The organism is Pelagibacterium montanilacus (assembly GCF_003992665.1).
In the GTDB taxonomy this organism is placed as follows: domain Bacteria; phylum Pseudomonadota; class Alphaproteobacteria; order Rhizobiales; family Devosiaceae; genus Pelagibacterium; species Pelagibacterium montanilacus.
Genome location: NZ_RZMX01000059.1, coordinates 295,001 through 311,798 on the forward strand (window position 1 = coordinate 295,001; position 16,798 = coordinate 311,798).

Annotated in this window: 13 protein-coding genes; 11 read left to right on the forward strand and 2 right to left on the reverse strand. The window is 66.9% G+C overall.

All coding sequences use genetic code 11. From position 1 onward, the window contains the following. The first annotated feature begins 39 nt into the window (after positions 1-39). Together EO136_RS17460 and EO136_RS17465 are read left to right on the forward strand one after the other, a co-directional pair. Complete coding sequence (locus EO136_RS17460) at positions 40-531, forward strand: hypothetical protein (protein ID WP_127145669.1); 492 nt, start codon at positions 40-42, stop codon at positions 529-531. A gap of 158 nt (positions 532-689) precedes the next feature. Beyond that, positions 690-1,919: a hypothetical protein gene (locus EO136_RS17465; RefSeq protein ID WP_127145670.1), complete on the forward strand. Its 1,230-nt coding sequence runs from the start codon at positions 690-692 to the stop codon at positions 1,917-1,919. A 12-nt stretch (positions 1,920-1,931) separates the two neighbouring features. Here EO136_RS17465 and EO136_RS17470 read toward each other — a convergent pair whose 3' ends face one another. Together EO136_RS17470 and EO136_RS17475 are read right to left on the reverse strand one after the other, a co-directional pair. After that, positions 1,932-3,968 carry an FAD-dependent oxidoreductase gene (locus EO136_RS17470; RefSeq protein WP_127145671.1) on the reverse strand — a complete coding sequence of 679 codons (2,037 nt, stop codon included), beginning with the start codon at positions 3,966-3,968 and terminating at the stop codon, positions 1,932-1,934. Further along, entirely contained in the window at positions 3,965-5,035 is a 1,071-nt protein-coding gene (locus tag EO136_RS17475; RefSeq protein WP_127145672.1) for a hypothetical protein, read from the reverse strand. Before EO136_RS17475 ends, EO136_RS17470 begins: the two co-directional genes overlap by 4 nt. 119 nt (positions 5,036-5,154) lie before the next feature. On the opposite strand from EO136_RS17475, the gene ccmI reads away from it, so the two are divergent. The 9 genes from ccmI (at position 5,155) to EO136_RS17520 (ending at position 16,798) form a co-directional block, all read left to right on the forward strand. Next, on the forward strand, positions 5,155-6,246 hold the full coding sequence (ccmI, locus tag EO136_RS17480; RefSeq protein WP_246018433.1) for a c-type cytochrome biogenesis protein CcmI: 1,092 nt from the start codon (positions 5,155-5,157) through the stop codon (positions 6,244-6,246). Positions 6,247-6,253: 7 nt separating this feature from the next. Beyond that, on the forward strand, positions 6,254-6,733 hold the full coding sequence (gene ccmE, locus EO136_RS17485; RefSeq protein ID WP_127145673.1) for a cytochrome c maturation protein CcmE: 480 nt from the start codon (positions 6,254-6,256) through the stop codon (positions 6,731-6,733). Beyond that, complete coding sequence (locus tag EO136_RS17490) at positions 6,730-8,709, forward strand: heme lyase CcmF/NrfE family subunit (protein WP_127145674.1); 1,980 nt, start codon at positions 6,730-6,732, stop codon at positions 8,707-8,709. Before ccmE ends, EO136_RS17490 begins: the two co-directional genes overlap by 4 nt. Continuing rightward, complete coding sequence (locus tag EO136_RS17495; protein WP_127145675.1) at positions 8,706-9,182, forward strand: cytochrome c-type biogenesis protein; 477 nt, start codon at positions 8,706-8,708, stop codon at positions 9,180-9,182. The genes EO136_RS17490 and EO136_RS17495 overlap by 4 nt, the downstream gene beginning before the upstream one ends. Before the next feature lie 134 nt (positions 9,183-9,316). After that, positions 9,317-10,072, forward strand: coding sequence for a sulfite exporter TauE/SafE family protein (locus EO136_RS17500; RefSeq protein ID WP_127145676.1), 756 nt, complete (start codon positions 9,317-9,319; stop codon positions 10,070-10,072). Positions 10,073-10,209: 137 nt separating this feature from the next. Continuing rightward, complete coding sequence (locus EO136_RS17505) at positions 10,210-11,721, forward strand: Do family serine endopeptidase (protein WP_127145677.1); 1,512 nt, start codon at positions 10,210-10,212, stop codon at positions 11,719-11,721. 65 nt (positions 11,722-11,786) lie between these two features. Beyond that, positions 11,787-12,458: a response regulator transcription factor gene (locus EO136_RS17510; RefSeq protein WP_127145678.1), complete on the forward strand. Its 672-nt coding sequence runs from the start codon at positions 11,787-11,789 to the stop codon at positions 12,456-12,458. Next, a complete protein-coding gene (locus tag EO136_RS17515; RefSeq protein WP_127145679.1) occupies positions 12,451-13,887 on the forward strand; it encodes a HAMP domain-containing sensor histidine kinase in 1,437 nt (478 codons plus the stop codon). Before EO136_RS17510 ends, EO136_RS17515 begins: the two co-directional genes overlap by 8 nt. Positions 13,888-13,900: 13 nt before the next feature. Further along, positions 13,901-16,798: a bifunctional [glutamine synthetase] adenylyltransferase/[glutamine synthetase]-adenylyl-L-tyrosine phosphorylase gene (locus EO136_RS17520; RefSeq protein WP_164730672.1), complete on the forward strand. Its 2,898-nt coding sequence runs from the start codon at positions 13,901-13,903 to the stop codon at positions 16,796-16,798.

A 16,798-nucleotide genomic window follows, 5' to 3' on the forward strand; every position in this document is an offset into this window, starting at 1 on the left:
ACTTAAGGGGCGAGAGCCCCTCCGGAAAGGTTTTGGACGATGAGGATTGTTAAATCTGTTGCGCTGGTCGTGATGGCTCTTGCACTGGCTGGCTGCGTGCGGACCGCGACCGTTTACGAGCAGCCCCAGCCGCGGCCCGCACCCACCAATGCAAGTCTGCCCGTGGATACGGCCGATTCGCTGCCCTCGCCCGAGCCGAGCGGCGAGAGCGCCAACATTCAGCAGGCGCGGCTTGATTCGAGCGGGTTCCGCTATATCGACGGCGCGGCACTGCCTCGGCTGAGCTCGGGAGCTCGCACGGCAGCCACCGATGCGCAGTTCTATGCACTGCAGTTCGGTCGTCCAGGCGCGCCGCGTACCTGGAACTCTGGGGGAGCGTCCGGCTCGGTCTCTGTGGGCCCCTATGTGCGGGTCAACAATCTCGATTGCCGCGAATTCACCCACCGAGTGACAGTCGAGGGCGAATCCTTCAGCCGTTCGGGTACCGCATGCCGCGAAAGCGATGGCGGCTGGAATGTCGCTGACGCCTGATCCGGGCAATCTCTGTGTCTTTACCGAACGCCGGGGCCGTGGCCCCGGCGTTCGTCGTTTCCGGCCGGCTCCAGCTTTTGTTTACCCTCTTTGCGTATCGTCTCTCGAGGAGTCCGATCAGACAAAGAACGGGACGCACCGCCAGTACCGGATAGTCCATGTCCAGAACCAGTCCATCCCTTCGAGAGCCCCGGACCCGGCCCGGGCGAGACGCTTCTGCCGGCGATGCCGTGCCCGGCAGGGCCGGGTTTATAGCCGCCATGGCGCCGGTGCTCGTCGAGGGACCGGGATTTCCCGGCTTTGTCGGAGCCATCAGCCGGGACAAGGCAATGGCGATCTGGAAGTGGATTGCGCGCGATCTTGCCCGTCCCGCCGCCGACAGAATGGAAAAGGCCCTCGCCTCAGGAGTTGACCCCACGGCTGCCTTCGACCGGGAAGCCGACGATGTGCTCGAGATCCTCAAGCAAGCCGTGGCCGCCGAAGGGGACGACCCGGACCTCAAGCGCCGCCACACCGTGCAGATGGGCGGGTCCGAGGAACGCGCCGTCCTGCCCTATCTGATCATGGCCATGCGCAAGCGCCGGATGCTCGATCAGGCGATGGAATTCGGCTCGGCGCTGGGGCAGGTCCCCGACGAGGTTACCCTCGGCTCCGCCCTCCAGACCATCACGCTGGCCAACCCGGTCTCCCGCGCGATGTGGATGAATGCCATGGTCGGACATGTGAGCAATCCGGGGCGGGTGATGATGGTGGTGGCACGACTGTGCGGGGGCGGGCAACCCACGCGGATCGTGCAGGGCGGATATGGACCGCTCGTCGAAGCGGTTCTCTGCCACGCCAGCAACCAGATCGCGCTGTTGGCCGCAGGACGGGGGGTGTTCGCCGATCTCGACCTCGCCTGCCGCGCGATCGATCGCTTCCACCGGCTGATTCGGGCACTGCACTATCATCTCGATATCGATGGCAAGACCGCATGGGGCAGAATCGTATCCGATCTCACAGCCAAGATGTCCGAGCGGATCGCGAGCCCGTTGCGCGAGGTCAATTCCACGGTTTCCGCAGCCTTGCGACGCCCGCGCGAAGGTGAGGACAGGCTGGACCCCGATGCGATACTCGGGGCGCTCAACAGCCTCTATCTGCTCGCCACAGTGCGTGACAGTCGCGAGTCCCTGGCGCTCAACACTCTGCTCGAGCAGGCCTGGTCGGACACGGGCTATACGCTCGAGGTGCTGGTCAAGCGGGCCGCCGAGGCATTCCGCGCCGATCCGGGCCACGATATCGCGCGCGAACGGCTGCTGGCGGGGATCAAGATGGCCGAGATCCGCTTCAACCCCGAATACGCCGAGATCCTGCGACGGGGCATGGAACAGGCGGTCCGCAAGGGCTGATCTGCGTCCCCGTCAGGCCGCAGGTGTAGCTTTGTCGGACCTGCCCACAGAGCCGGGCTCGATCCGCGCTCCGATGCCTGCCGTGATACAGGCGTGCCCATCACGCACATAGACGGTCTGGCCCTCGGACCATCCGGTCAGTATGGCCGCACCATAAGCCCCGGCCGGGCCCATGACCACGCCCACCGAACGCGTGGGATCCCTGTCGTCGGTGTTGGCAAAGACCAGGCTCCCCGGCTCGATCCGGCGGCTTGCATCGGCGACCAGTGCGAAGACGGCCTGATCGGGACCATATCGATCCTTGAGGAACGGAGGGTAGGGCGCCTCACCGGACGGCTCGGTCGGCAGGGCCAGTCCGGCGCCTGGAGCCTCGAACCGGCGCGGCAGCACGCAACGCTCGTCGACGATCACTTCGGTATCGGAGGGCGACAGCAGGCCGGCGACGATGGCCCCGGCGATTTCCGAGGGAGCGAGGACGCTCGAGAGCAGGACGGATTCGTCGTGGGCGGACTGCCGCTTGTCCCCGAACACGGAACGTCGGGTCCCTTCATGGAGAGCCGTCAGGCCCGGGCCCTTGCCCAGATAGGCCGGGGCAAGGCCGCTGCGCTTTGCGGGACTGATATAGGCCTTGTCGTCCGGGGTTTCATAGACCGGATCGATCTGGGGGTCCTCGACGGCGCGGGTGGTGCCGTCCAGCAGCGTCTCGATGACCGCCTCGCCGCTGTCCCGGCACCCAGACAGACTGCTATATCCGGCCAGCGAGCCCGCGGCCCCGAGTTCGGGCCTGCCGGTGATCACGAGTTTGCCGGTGCTTTCGGCGAACCGTGCCGATCCCCCGGCCCGGACCCAGAGATCCAGATTGGGCTGCCAGCCGCCCGAAACGAGAAGGCACTGGCTGACGATCTCGTCCAGGTTGACCGCGCCGAACTGGGCATCGAGCAGCCGGGCCGTCAGCGTGGGATGGGCCCGCCCCGAACGGGTGATCTCGGCGATCTGCACCCCCCAGCTGTGCCGGAAGCCATAGGCCTTGCAGAACTCGATGAACCGGGTTTGGGGATTGATGCGGGGGTCGCTGGCCCGAACGATGGTCTTGCCCTGTTCGAGTCCGAGCAGCGCCAGCCGGTATGCGGCATTGGTGGCGGTGTGCAGATGGGCGCTCTGGCCGATCCAGATGCTGTAATGGGCCGCCATGCGCCAGGCAAAGCCCGGGGAGAGAACGCCGGGCAGGCGATTCCCGGGGAAAACCGGCACCGTGTCCGAAAGTCCGGTGGCCAGGACGATGTGCTTTGCGCGCACCGCAACCCGCTCGGGCCGGGGAACGCCATCCTTGATCGGCACCCGGATCGCCTGGATGGTGCCGTCGCGGATGTCGAAGGCCTCGGTGCCGGTGAACACCTGGACGTGCCGGGAGCGCGAGACCTCGGCAATGGCCCTGGGGATGGCCTCTTCGGGCGGCGGCTGGCCTTCGGTTCGGCCAAAGAGCCGTGACAGCCCGCCCAGCGCCATGTCCCTCTCCAACAGCGCAACGCGCAGGCCGCGCTGCGCCGCCGCGAGCGCGGCGGACATGCCCGAAATCCCGCCGCCGATCACAGCCAGATCGACCTCGATGGTCCGCGCCGCCGGCTCGTCGATCCAGCGCCCGGGAAGCTCGAGCCCCTCGGCGATGTCGTGGTCGAGCGACCGCCTGCCCCCGCCCATCAGCCGGCTGATCGCCCGCAATGGGCCTGGGCTCCGCTGCTTGCCGATGGTCACGTAGTCGAGCCCGTCGACGGCAGGGCAGAGGGCAGCAGGCATCGCGAGGTCGGCCCGGGCGGCGTTGCCCGCGAGCGCGATTTCGGGCGCGGTGGTGTCGTCGAGCGCCAGCCGGTGACCGCGATGGGTGCCCAGGGTATCGATCCCGTTGGCCAGAAGTGCCGACAGCACGGTGTCCCCGGCAAGCGCAGAGAGCCTTGTTCCGTCGACCGTCAGCGTGATCGGCATGGATCTGTCCACGAGCGGGTAGGCCAACTCGCGGCCGAGATCGCCGGTGAGCCGATTGGGTTCGGTCATCGCGCCTCCTCCCGTGCCGGCCCGGGACGCAGATCGTCGATCGCGGGCGCGCCTTTCGGACGGCGGGCCTGACGGGCGCGGGCCCACTCATCCTCGCGCGCGCTGGCCGAGCCTGCAAGGTGCCTGGCGATGGTCGGGGCGAGGGCCACATCGAGCGGACCAAGGCCGGTAATCGCGCTGAGCCGGCTCGAAGGCAGGCCTCCGATGGCGGGCGCGCCGTCATGGGTCACGAGGTCGGTATATTTGCGGCGACCGACAAGCCGCAGCCCTTCCGCATCCCCGAGCGCAGTGGTGACGCGTTCGGTGGCCCGCCCGTCGTCGTCGGGGGCATGGACCTGGACGAGGCCGGTGCCCGCGCGGGTCACGGTGACCCCGTGATCGAGATGGATGAACGCGGCCCTGGCTATGCCCCGGTCAGCGCGGCACAGGAAGGTGACCATGGACCGCGGGGTCGCGATCCGGGAGAGCGACCTGGCCCCCGCATGCGCGGCGATCAGGGCGTCGTCGACAAGGAGTGCCGGCCCGACCGCTTCGCCGTCGCGCCGCACGATGCCATCGCCCTTCAGCGCGAAACGGCTTTCCTCGCTGACTACGGTAACGCCCTGTTTTTCCAGCCATTCACGGGCCCGGACGTCCATGATGCTGGAGTTGATCTGCCAGCAATCGTCAAAGACGCAAATCTCCCCGGCCACCGCTTGGTGGGAGGGCTCGGGCCGTGCGGGCAGGCCGAACCCTGCCGCGCCGTGGCGCATATGGCTCAACCCCAGCGCGGTTCCGGGCGCCTCCGCCGCGATCCGCAGGGCGTCGGTCTCCATGAGTCCGGGGCCGAACTCCCCGAGCCGGGCAAGGACATGGGCCCGGTTGTCGGCCACCAGCCTGAGCGTTTCGGGCCGGGTGACGGGGCCAAGGGAAAACGATACGGTGCGCGGCAATCGCTTTCGGCCGAGCTCGGGCGCAAAAAGGGTGACCCGGCGCCGGTGTTCGGACGCCAGAAGCCCCGCAAGAAACACGGCAAACGGGGTCGATCCGAGAAGGGCAATTGGCTCTGATTGCGATGGGTTAGACAAGATCAGGCAATCCCGACGCGGCGTGGTGCGGCAAAGCGTCCGGCTCCAACCGCTGCAATTTTTCCTTGTTTCGCCTATAGAAACCGTAACGAGGTGCTTTTCAAGAGGACGGTGACCGGGTGCTCTGGTTGTTCGCAGCCTTTATTGTCGTGGCGTGCTGCGCCGTGCTGCTGTGGGCCGTGCGCCAGGGCGGTGCGAGCGGAGGCGAAACCGGATTCGAGACGACGCGCGCGTTCTACCGCAGCCAGCTCGAGGGAATCGATACCGATCGCACCGGCGGGCGGCTCTCGGACGAGGAGGCAGAGGCGGCGCGCGCCGAGCTTGCGCGCGAATACATCAAGGCCGAGGCGGAGTTCCGCAGCGCCAACCCCAGTTCGCCACCCCGGCCCGTGATGATCGGCGTGATCGGTCTTGTGGCGGTGGCCAGCCTTGCGCTTTACCTTGCCACGGGACGCGGGGATCTGCCCGGTCAGCCGCTCGATGGGCGGACCGAGGTGGCCGAAGCCCAAACCGGCCAGATCGATCTGGCCGCGGCGGTCGCTCAGGTCGAGGCGCGGTTGGAGCAGAACCCCGACGATGTGCGGGGCTGGATGGCGCTGGGGCCGATCTATATGGAAACCGAGCGCTACGGAGAGGCGGCCAACGCCTACCGGCGCGTGATGGCGCTCTCCGATCCCACGGCGGATGTCGAGACCGATCTGGCCGAGGCGCTGATCATGAGCAGTGACGGCGAGGTCACCGACGAAGCGGTGGCGCTGCTGCGCTCGGCGGCCGAGCGCGACGCGGCCCATGTGCGCTCGCGGTTCTACCTGGCCGGGGAATTGACCCGGCTGGAACACTTCGACGAGGCGGTCGGGCTCTGGCGCGAACTGCTGGCGATCGCGACGGGCGACGAACCCTGGGTGGCGACGGCGCAGGCCGGGCTGGCTGCAGCCGAGGCCGGCGCTTCGGCCGAAACGCTGGACCAGCCTACGCCCGATGCGACGAGAGACATCATGATCCGGGGCATGGTAGAAGGGCTCGCCGCCCGGATCGCCCAGGAGGGCGGGTCGCTCGATGAGTGGATGCAGCTCATCAGGTCGCGCCAGACGCTCGATGGCCCCGAGGCGGCGCTTGCCGATCTCGAGCGCGGCCTTGATGAACTCGATGCGGGCGAGGGGCAGGCCCTTTCCGACTTTGCCCGCGAACTCGGGCTGGACGTGGAGCAGTGATGTGGCAATGACACGCAAGCAGAAGCGGCTTTCGGTGATCGGGGGGCTGGCCGTCGTTCTGGCGCTTTCCGCGACGCTGGTGCTGACCGCGCTCCGCGATCAGGTGGTGTTCTTTTATTCACCCAGCGAGATCGCAGAGCAGGGCGTGGAGCCGGGCGTGGCCATCCGGATCGGCGGACTGGTCGCCGACGGCTCCTGGTCGCTGGACGGGGAGGTCAACGCCTTCACCGTAACGGACGGCCAGACGGCAATCCCTGCGCGCTATGAGGGCATTCTCCCCGACCTGTTCCGCGAAGGGCAGGGCGTGGTCGCCGAAGGGGCGCTCCTGCCCGATGGCAGCTTCCTGGCGTCCAACGTCCTGGCCAAGCATGACGAGAATTACCTGCCCCGCGAGGTCGCCGATACGCTGCGGACCCAGGGCGTCTGGCAAGGCGAGGGTGACGGTGAAAGCGTCGGCTATGGTCCGGATGGGGGGAGCCAGCCTTGATCGTCGAACTGGGACATTTCGCGCTGGTTCTCGCCTGCGTTCTGGCGCTGGCGCAGGCCGCTGTCGGGTTCGTCTACTGGCGCGATGGCGGCGCGACGGCGCGCTTTGTCAGTCATGCGGCGGTCATGCAGTTTCTGCTGGTGGGCCTCGCCTTCGCCGCGCTGGTGCACGCCTTCATGGTTTCGGATTTCTCGGTCCAGCTCGCGGTCGAGCACTCCCATTCGCTTCAGCCGGCACTCTATAAATTCACCAGTGTCTGGGGCAATCACGAAGGCTCCATGCTGTTGTTCGTTTTGATCCTCGTGCTGTTCGGCGCCGCAGTGGCCAGCCGGGGCCGATCGCTCCCGCACGATCTGCGCACGCTGGTGCTCTCGTGCCAGGGCTTGATGGTCGCCGCCTTCTCGGCTTTCGTGCTGTTCACCTCCAACCCTTTCTGGCGTCTCGATCCTGCGCCCCGGGACGGCACCGAGCTCAACCCGGTGCTCCAGGATATCGGGCTGGCGATCCACCCCCCGATGCTCTATCTCGGCTATGTCGGCTTCTCGATCTGCTTTTCGTTTGCCATCGCAGCCCTGATCTCGGGCCGGATCGATGGCGCATGGGCGCGCTGGGTGCGCCCCTGGACGCTGGCGAGCTGGGCGTTCCTGACGCTCGGCATCGCCATGGGATCGTACTGGGCCTATTACGAGCTGGGCTGGGGCGGCTGGTGGTTCTGGGATCCGGTGGAAAACGCCAGCTTCCTGCCCTGGCTGTCGGGCACCGCGCTTCTCCATTCCGCGATCGTCATGGAAAAGCGCAATGCGCTCAAGATCTGGACGATCTTTCTCGCCATCATCACGTTCTCGCTGAGCCTTCTGGGCACCTTCCTCGTGCGCTCGGGCATTCTGACCTCGGTGCACTCGTTCGCGTCCGACCCGACTCGGGGCACCGTGATCCTCGCCATGCTCGCCGTGCTGATCGGTTCGGCGTTCGCGCTTTTCGCCCTGCGCGCCTCGGCGCTGCGCAGCGGCGGGCTGTTCGCTCCGGTCAGCCGGGAAGGCGCGCTGATCCTCAACAACCTTTTCCTCTCGACCGCAACGGCCGGGGTGCTGGTGGGCACGCTCTATCCGCTGGTTCTCGAGAGCCTGACCGGCGCCCGGATCACGGTGGGCGCGCCGTTCTTCGATCTGACCTTCGGAGCACTGATGGTGCCCTTGCTGCTCCTGATTCCCTTCGGACCTTTCCTTGCCTGGAAGCGTGCCGACCTCGTGTGCGTGGTCCAGAGGCTCACCGGGGCGCTGATCGCCACGGCGATCATCTCCATCCTCGTTTTCGCATTCATGGGCTTTCCCATGACCCTCGCCCCGCTCGGGCTGGCGATCGGCATCTGGGTGATGGTCGGCGCGGTGGCCGAGGTGGCGGACCGGGCCAATCTCGGGCGCGTTGCGCCGGGCGAAAGCTGGCGGCGCGTCAGGGGCATGCCGCGTACGGTCTGGTCGACGGCCATGGCCCATTTCGGTGTGGGGGTGATGGTAGTGGGCGTGGTTTGCGCGACCGCGTTCGAGACCGAAATCGTCACCTCCATGCAGGCCGGGGACCAATTCGAGGTCGCCGGGTATACGGTCACCTATTCGGGCGAGCGTGCCATCGAAGGCCCCAACTACGCCGCCGACCAGGGCGAGTTCGTGGTCGACGCCCCCTGGTTCTGGCCCACGCGCACGGTCACCTCTGAAAGACGGGTCTATGTGGTTTCCCAGACCCCAACCACCGAGGCGGGCATTCTGACGTACGGGTTCACCCAGGTTTACGTCCAGTTCGGCGAGCGTTTTGCCGAAGGCGGGCGGGTCGTGCGGCTCTGGCACAAGCCCAATGTGGTCCTGATCTGGCTGGGTGCGCTGATCATGGCGGTGGGGGCGTTCGTCTCTCTGACAGACCGCCGCATCCGCATCGGTGCACCGCGCACCGCCCGCGGTGAGCAGCGGGGGGCCTCGGCATGAGAGCGCTGTTTCGTGCCTTTTGCATGGCGCTCGTGCTGCTGGTCTCGGCGACGGCGGCCCCGGCCGTCTCGCCCGACGAGTTGCTGGAGGATCCCGTTCTCGAGACCCGCGCCCGGGCAATTTCGGCCAATCTGCGCTGCATGGTGTGCCAGAACCAGTCCATCGACGATTCCGACGCCGAGCTGGCGCGCGATCTGCGCCTTCTGGTGCGCGAGCGGCTGGTGGCGGGCGATACCGACACCGAGGTGATCGACTACATTGTGGCACGATACGGCGAGTTCGTGCTGCTCCAGCCGGTGATGGCCCTGCACACCATCGTGCTGTGGGCCGCAGCGCCCGTGATCCTGGTGATCGGGCTTGTCGCCGTCTTCATTGGCGTGCGGCGAAGGCGGCAGGATGCAGGGGCTGGCACAAGGCCCCGGGGGCTCTCCCGCGACGAGCGCAAGGCGCTCGATAAGCTCTCCGGCCAGTAATCGCGCCAGCGCATGCCCGGTTCTGATTGGATCAGAGCCGGAGCGGGGGCTTCTCGCATACAGAACGGGCCCTCGCGGTATCAGACTTCACAAACTGGCCGCGCGTGGCTACGCGAACTCCCGGAGGGTCCCCGATGGTCGAGTTTGCGCAGTATCTGCCCGATGGCGTGGGGCCCTGGCTCGCGCTCAGCCTCGTTCTGGTCAGCTTCATGACCTCCGCTATCACGGGGGCCTTCGGGCTGGGCGGTGGCATGCTGCTCCTCGCGGTGCTGGCCATAGTCTTCAATCCCGCAGTCGTGGTGCCGCTTCATGGGGGCATCCAGCTCGGCTCCAACACCTCGCGCGCTTTCCTTCTTCGTCACTTCATCCAGTGGAACGTGATCTTCTGGATATGCCTGGGGTCAATTCTGGGCACCATCATCGGGGGCTCGCTGGCCGTGAGCATGCCCGAAGCCCTGTTCCGGGGCGCCATCGCGGCCTTCATCCTCTACAGCGCATGGGGGCCGCAGCCCAAGGTCTCCGCACGCGGGCCCGTCGCCAACTTCATTGCCGGCACGGTGATCGCGGCACTGGGGATGATCTTCGGTGCGGTCGGCCCGCTGCTGGCCAATTTCCTGCGTTTTCTGGGCGATCGCCGGGAGCTGGTGGCCACGCATGCGGCGATCGTCACCGTGTCCCACCTGGCCAAGGTGGTGACATTCACCGCGCTGGGGTTCGCGTTCGCCGCCTTCGTGCCCCTGATGATCGCGATGGTCGCTGCCGGCTTTGTCGGCACCTGGGCCGGCACCCGGTTCCTCCACCGCATGCCCGAAGCGGCGTTCCGGATCGGGCTCAAGATCATGCTGACGGTGATCGCACTCGGGCTTTTGCGCCAGTCGATCTGGGGCTGAAATCCCAGGCGTTGCGGGCGCATGCCTGGCCCTGAAACCGGCCCTTACCAAGATTTAATGTGAACGACACTGTGCGGAAAGGCGTAACACCCTAGATAAAACCGCGAGCTCCCCTATCCGAGCCAAAGAGGAAATCCATGCGCACATTGCTTTCAACCCCCTCCCGCAAACTGATCGCCGCGTCCGCGCTGGCCGTCGTCGTTGCCGGCGGCGCCATCGCGACCAACGTCATTCCCATGCAGTCGGCCACCGCTCAGATCGGCGTCCAGACCGGGGCGCCCGCGAGCTTTGCCGATCTCGTCGAGGCCGTGAGCCCGGCGGTCGTCTCGATCCAGGTGAGCGGTGAAGTCCCCGATCGCATGGTTCAGCGTCGCGGCCCGAACTTCGAGTTCGAGTTCCCCGACCTGCCCGAGGATCACCCGCTGCGCCGCTTCTTCGAGCAGTTCGAAGAGCCCTTCGGCACCCCCGAGGAGGGCGCTCCCGAGCGTCCGCGTCAGTTCATGCAGGCCGTGGGTTCGGGCTTCCTGATCTCCGATGACGGTTACATCGTGACCAACAACCACGTCGTGGAAGACGCCGACGAGGTGCTGGTCGTGCTCCAGGACGACACCGAGCTGGCAGCCGATATCGTGGGGCTCGACCCGCGCACGGACCTCGCCCTGCTCAAGGTCCGCGAAGAGCGCTCCGATCTGCCGTTCGTCGAATTCGCCAGCGATGAAGCCCGTGTGGGCGACTGGGTGGTGGCCGTGGGCAACCCGTTCGGCCTCGGCGGCACTGTGACGGCGGGTATCGTCTCGGCCCGTGGCCGCGACATCAACGCCTCGATGTATGACGACTTCCTCCAGATCGACGCGGCGGTCAACCGCGGCAATTCGGGTGGTCCGTCGTTCGACCTCAACGGTCGCGTGATCGGGGTGAACACCGCCATCTTCTCGCCCTCGGGCGGCAATGTGGGCATCGCGTTCGCCATCCCCGCTGCGGTAGCAGAGCAGGTCATCACCCAGCTCCGTGAAGACGGCGTCGTGACCCGCGGCTTCCTCGGTGTGTCCCTGCAGGATCTCAACGACGATCTTGCCGCCGGTCTCGGCCTGCCGAGCACCGATGGTGCTCTGGTGACCCAGCCGATCGAGGATGCTCCGGCTGCAGCGGCAGGCGTGCAGTCCGGTGACGTCATCGTCTCGGTCGACGGCGATGCCGTCCAGACCGGCCGCGAACTCTCCCGCGTGATTTCCCAGCTTGCGCCGGGCACCACGGTGGATCTGGGCATCATTCGCGATGGCGAGGAAATCACCGTCGACGTGACCCTTGACAGGCTGCCCGAAGACGAGACCAGCGAGCCCACGCCGCCCGAACCGGTTGAAGAGCCCGAGCCCGAGAACACCGAGATAGAGAGCATCGGCGTCACCCTTGCCCCCAATGACGAGGGCGAAGGTCTGGTCGTCGAGGCCGTCGATCCTTCCAGTGCCGCGGCAACCCGTGGCCTGTCCTCGGGTGACGTGATCCTCGAGGTCGATGGCACCGTCCTCGGAACGGTCTCGGACTTCGAAACGGCGCTACAGGGCGTGGTTGACAGTGGCCGGTCCGCCGTGCCGCTCAAGATCGAGCGCAGCGGCGTGGTCCGCTTCCTCGGTATCCCGCTTGAGGAATAAGCGCGGATAGGGAACCATGGAACGGCCCCGACCTGGTCGGGGCCGTTTGCTTATCGGGCGGGGCCATGAAGATACTGGTGATCGAGGACGACCGGGACGCTGCGTCCTATCTCATGCAGGCGCTCGATGAGGCCGGGCATGTCGCCCATCACGCCGCGGACGGCGAGACGGGGTATGCCATGGCCGAGGGCATGGACTACGACGTGCTCGTGGTCGACCGGATGCTGCCGCGCCGCGACGGGCTCTCGATCGTCGAGGCCTTGCGCGCCCAGGGCGATGCGACGCCGGTGATCATTCTCTCCGCGCTCGGGGAGGTTGACGATCGCGTGACCGGATTGCGGGCCGGCGGCGACGATTATCTGGTCAAGCCCTATGCTTTCACCGAACTGCTGGCGCGGATCGAGGTTCTGGCCCGGCGCAATTCCCCGGCCGAGGCCCAGACCCATTATCAGGTGGCCGACCTCCTGCTCGACAGGCTCTCGCGCAAGGTGACGCGCGGCGGGGACCTGGTGAACCTGCAGCCGCGCGAGTTCAGGCTGCTCGAATATCTGATGAAAAATGCCGGGCGCGTGGTCACCCGCACCATGCTGCTCGAAAACGTCTGGGACTATCATTTCGACCCCCAGACCAACGTTATCGACGTCCACATGTCCCGCCTGCGCGGCAAGATCGACAAGGGCCACGAGGTGCAGCTTCTGCAGACAGTCCGGGGCGCGGGGTACATCATACGTGAGTAAGGTCGGACTGGGCCGGGCACGTATGGGGCGGGTCTGGCGCACCACCACGGTGCGGCTGACCGCCATGTTCATCGCCATCTTCGTGGGCTTTGCGGTCGTGCTGCTGGCCGTTCTGGCTTACCAGACCTCGGTCCGCATCCAGCAGCAGCAGACCCGGGCCATCGAACGCGAGGTCGATCACATCAACCTGCTTTCCCTGCGCGCCAGCGTGCGCACGGTGGCCTTTGCCGTCCAGCGCCTCGCCGACCGGCCCGGGCCGGGCATCTATTATCTCGGTGACCCGACCGGCACGATGATTGCGGGCAATGTCTCGAGCCTGCCTGCCGCGATTCTCTCGGAGCCGGGACGGTACGAGTTGAGCTATGAGCGCGGGCTCGAGATCTATGGAGAGGTCGAGGACACCCCGCGCATGCAGGGGGTGGCGATCGTCCAGTCGGGCGAACTGCCCAACGGGCTGCGGCTGGTTGTGGGGCGCGACGTCGGAGAGCGGCGCGGATTTACCGCGATTATTCTGTCGACCTTCTGGTGGGGCGCGCTGGCCATCGTGATTCTCTCGGTGGTGGCCGGCGGCCTGACCGCGCGCTACGTGCTGCGGCGGATCGATGCGATCACCGACACCTCCAACAAGATCATGTCGGGCAATCTCTCCGAGCGCGTGCCGCTGACGGGCAGCGATGACGAGTTCGACCGCGTGGCCACCAATCTCAACGCCATGCTGGACCGGATCGAGCAATTGATGGCCGGTCTCAAGCAGGTGACCGACAACGTCGCCCACGACCTCAAGACCCCGCTTACCCGCATGCGCAACAAGGCCGAGGCCGCGCTGCGGCCCGGCGCCGATCGCGATGTCCAGATCGCCGCGCTCGAGGCGACCATCACCGAATCGGACCATCTGATCCGCATCTTCAGCGCCCTCTTGCTTATCGCCCGGGCCGAGGCGGGGATGCCGACCGGCGCGCTCAGCCGAATCGATGCCTCCGAGGTCGTCGAGGACGTGGTGGACCTCTACACCCCGGTGGCCGAGGACGAGGGACTGACGGTCTCCACCGAGGTCGAGCCGGGCCTCATGATGACCGGAAACCGGGAGTTAGTAGGGCAAGCCCTTGTGAATCTTGTCGAAAATGCCATAAAGTACGGCAAGCCAGCCCAGGGAGGGGCCGGGGATATCTCGGTGTCCGCCCGCAGGCAGGACGACTGGATCGTGATCGAGGTGGCGGACAGGGGCCCCGGTATTCCCGAGGAGTCCCGCAGCCGGGTGTTCGACCGCTTCGTGCGGCTCGAAGGCAGCCGGACCGACGCCGGCGCGGGATTGGGGCTCGCCCTGGTGGCCGCGGTGGTGCGGGCCCATGATGGCACCGTCCGCTTCGCTGACAACGATCCGGGGGCCAAGGCCATCATTTCCTTCCCAGCGGCGCCGCGGGAAAACTAGCGAGTACTTTTACGTGTCAAACCTCGTCGACGATCTCCGCCCGCTCCCCGAACACGACGGGAGCGCGGATGCGCTCGAGGAGGTTCTGGCCGCCGCCGGCGAGGGCAGGGCGACGCTCGAACGCGTTGCGGGAACCCTGGGTCCGGCCTTCGCCGCCGCGCCCTACCTGCGCGAGCTGGCTGAGCGGCATGCCCGGTGGCTGGCCGGTGCGCTGGAGGTCGAGGCGAGCGGGGCGATGGCAACCCTCCTGGCCGGCATGGCGGCCAGCGGGCGCCAGGCCAGCGAGGAAAAGGACCTGAGCAAGGCGCTGCGCGTGGCCAAGGCGCGCGGGGCCCTGCTCTCTGCGGTTGCCGAACTGGGCGGCGCATGGGGTCCCGACAAGACGACCCGCGCCATGTCCGACCTGGCCGATTACGCGCTCGAGGCGGGTCTCGATTTCCTGATGCGCGAGGCGGCGGCCAATGGCCAGCTCGCCATGCCGGCTTCGCGCGCTTCGGCTTCGGCCTCGGGGCTGGCGATCTTTGCTCTCGGCAAGCATGGCGGGCAGGAGCTGAACTATTCCTCCGATATCGACATCGTCGCCTTTTACGATCCCAGCCTGGCGGTTCTGCCCGAGGATGCCGACCACAACCGCTTTTATGTGCGGATCATGCGCAGGCTGGTTTCGCTGATGCAGGACCGGACCGAGCACGGCTACGTCTTTCGCACCGATGTGCGCCTGAGGCCCGACCCCGGCTCCACCCCCATCGCCATCTCGGTGGATGCGGCGATGAGCTATTACGAATCGCGGGGGCAGAACTGGGAGCGCGCGGCCTGGATCAAGGCGCGGCCCTGCGCGGGCGATCGGGCTGTGGGCGAGCAGTTCCTCAAGGAACTCGCCCCCTTCATCTGGCGCAAGCACCTGGATTTCGCGACCATCGCCGATATCCAGGCCATGAAGCGCCAGATCAATATCCATCGCAAGGTGGGCGAGCAGCGGGTGGCCGGCCATAACGTCAAGCTGGGGCGCGGGGGGATCCGCGAGATCGAGTTCTTCGTTCAGACCCAGCAATTGATCGCGGGGGGGCGCGACCCGCACCTGCGGGTGCGTCCGACCTCCGAGGCTCTCGAGGCGCTGGTGGCGGGCCGCTGGATCGAGCGCGATACCGCATCCCATCTCACCGAGACGTACTGGTTCTTGCGATCGGTTGAAAACCGGCTCCAGATGCTGCGCGACGAGCAGACCCACGTGCTGCCCGAAACCGACGCGGCCATCGCAGAGATCGCGGCGCTGATGGGCAATGATCGGGCCGGGTTCGAGGACGATTACCGCCGTGCGCTTGCCGATGTCGTCGCGCACTATTCCGAGCTTTTCGCCGAGGGAGAATCGCTGGCGGGCGACCTGGGCAATCTGGTGTTCACCGGCAGCGATGACGATCCCGGCACGCTCGAAACCCTCTCCGATCTCGGGTTCACGGACCCGGTCCGGGTGTCGGCGACGATCCGCAAATGGCATTATGGCGGCTATGCCGCGACCCGCGCCTCCAAGGCGCGCGAGCACCTGACCGAACTGATGCCGGCCCTCCTGCGCTCGATCGCGGGCACGGGCAATGCCGATGCGGCCTTCACGCGGTTCGACGATTTCCTCTCGCGCCTGCCTGCCGGGGTGCAGATGTTCGCGCTGTTGCGCAATCACGCCACGCTGCGCGACCTTCTGATCGACTTCATGGCGTCCGCCCCGAGGCTGGCCGAAGCGGTGATTCACCGGGCGCATGTGGTGGACGGGCTGATCGATCCGGCCTTCGCCGGGGAAGTGGGCGACCACGAGACGCTGATCGCGAGCGTGGACGCGTTTCTTGCCGATGCGCGGTCCTATGAGGACCTGATCGACCGGGCCCGCATCATCGGCCAGGAGCAGAAATTCCTCATCGCCGCCGGCCTCGTGGGCGGTGCGCTCAGCGCCGAACAGGCCGGGCGCCAGTTCACGGCGCTGGCCGAAACCCTGCTCGGGCGTCTCTTTGATGCGGTCACCGATCAGTTCGTGGCGCGTCACGGAGAAGTCGAGGGTGCCCGGGTGGGTCTGCTGGCCTTCGGCAAGATGGCCAGCCGCGAGATGACCGCGACCTCCGATCTCGATTTCATCCTGCTCTATGACGTTCCGGAGGGCTCTGACGGCTCGGATGGCGACCGGCCCCTCGATCCGCCCACCTATTTCGCGCGCCTGACCCAGCGGCTGGTGACGGCGGTCTCGGCTCCCACGGCCGAAGGCGTGCTCTATGAGGCGGACATGCGGCTGCGCCCCTCGGGCAATGCCGGGCCGCTGGCCACGAGCCTGAAGCGGTTCCGCACCTATCAGCGCGACGAGGCCTGGACCTGGGAGCACCTGGCGTTGACCCGGGCACGGTGCGTGTGCGCCGAGCCATCGCTGGCCGCCGATGTTGACGCCGAGATCGCGCGCGTGCTGGCGCTGCCGCGGGACCGCAGCAAGATCGTCGAGGAAACGCTCGACATGCGGGCGCTGATGGCTCGGGAGCGCCCGCCGCGCCATGCGTTCGACCTCAAGCTGCACTCCGGCGGGCTGGTCGATCTCGAATTCATCGCGCAAACGGCACAGCTTCTCGAGGGTCAGGTGCTCGACTGCCCGCAGGCGTCGCCTGCCCGGGTGCTTCGGCGCCTGACCGAAACCGGAATTCTCGCCGAAGGGGAAAGGCTGGCCGAGATCCATCACATCTATTCGGGGGTGCTCGAGCTGATGAGCGCATGCCTGTCGGAGCCGCTCAACGACGAGGGGTGGACGGCGGCTTTCCGGGAATTGCTGGCCCGGAGGACCAATTACCCCAGCTTTGCCATGCTCGAGACCGACATAAAGGCCATGCGCGAAGAGGTCGCGAGCCTCTCTGGGCAGTTCTTCGAGGCCATGCGGGCGGTTTAA

Excerpts from the sequence above, each read along its gene's own strand:
- EO136_RS17470 (WP_127145671.1), bottom strand. The coding sequence starts at position 3,968 with ATGACCGAACCCAATCGGCTCACCGGCGATCTCGGCCGCGAGTTGGCC.
- EO136_RS17505 (WP_127145677.1), top strand. The coding sequence starts at position 10,210 with ATGCGCACATTGCTTTCAACCCCCTCCCGCAAACTGATCGCCGCGTCC.
- ccmE (WP_127145673.1), top strand. The coding sequence starts at position 6,254 with ATGACACGCAAGCAGAAGCGGCTTTCGGTGATCGGGGGGCTGGCCGTC.
- EO136_RS17495 (WP_127145675.1), top strand. The coding sequence starts at position 8,706 with ATGAGAGCGCTGTTTCGTGCCTTTTGCATGGCGCTCGTGCTGCTGGTC.
- EO136_RS17460 (WP_127145669.1), top strand. The coding sequence starts at position 40 with ATGAGGATTGTTAAATCTGTTGCGCTGGTCGTGATGGCTCTTGCACTG.
- EO136_RS17510 (WP_127145678.1), top strand. The coding sequence starts at position 11,787 with ATGAAGATACTGGTGATCGAGGACGACCGGGACGCTGCGTCCTATCTC.
- EO136_RS17500 (WP_127145676.1), top strand. The coding sequence starts at position 9,317 with ATGGTCGAGTTTGCGCAGTATCTGCCCGATGGCGTGGGGCCCTGGCTC.
- EO136_RS17465 (WP_127145670.1), top strand. The coding sequence starts at position 690 with ATGTCCAGAACCAGTCCATCCCTTCGAGAGCCCCGGACCCGGCCCGGG.